Source organism: Nonomuraea sp. SYSU D8015, assembly GCF_008065375.1.
GTDB lineage: Bacteria > Actinomycetota > Actinomycetes > Streptosporangiales > Streptosporangiaceae > Nonomuraea.
Map to the genome: position 1 here is coordinate 1 of NZ_VJYI01000074.1, position 531 is coordinate 531.

Below are 531 nucleotides of genomic sequence, written 5' to 3' on the forward strand. Positions count from 1 at the left end.
CGGGGTTGAGCGCCGTGTTGGCCTGCGCCTTGACGTAGCGGTCCTCCTCGTCGGCGGTCAGGTAGTCGATCTGGTCGGTCACCTTGCCGTCGACGACCTTGCGGTAGGGCGTCTCGACGAAGCCGAACGCGTTCAGCCGGGCGAAACTGGCCAGCGAGCCGATGAGACCGATGTTCGGGCCCTCCGGGCTTTCGATCGGGCACATCCGCCCATAGTGGGACGGGTGCACGTCGCGGACCTCGAAACCCGCCCGCTCACGCGACAGACCACCAGGACCCAGGGCATTCAGGCGCCGCTTGTGCGTCAGCCCGGCCAGCGGATTGATCTGGTCCATGAACTGCGACAGCTGCGAGGTGCCGAAGAACTCCTTGATCGACGCCACCACCGGGCGGATGTTGATCAGAGTCTGCGGCGTGATCGCCTCGACGTCCTGGGTGGTCATGCGCTCGCGCACGACCCGCTCCATGCGGGCCAGGCCCAGCCGGACCTGGTTTTGGATCAGCTCGCCGACGCTGCGCAGACGGCGGTTGC

General features: G+C 67.0%; 1 pseudogene. It reads right to left on the reverse strand.

The features are described from left to right. Positions 1-531, reverse strand: a pseudogene (locus ID574_RS59270) (DNA-directed RNA polymerase subunit beta); the annotation flags it as partial.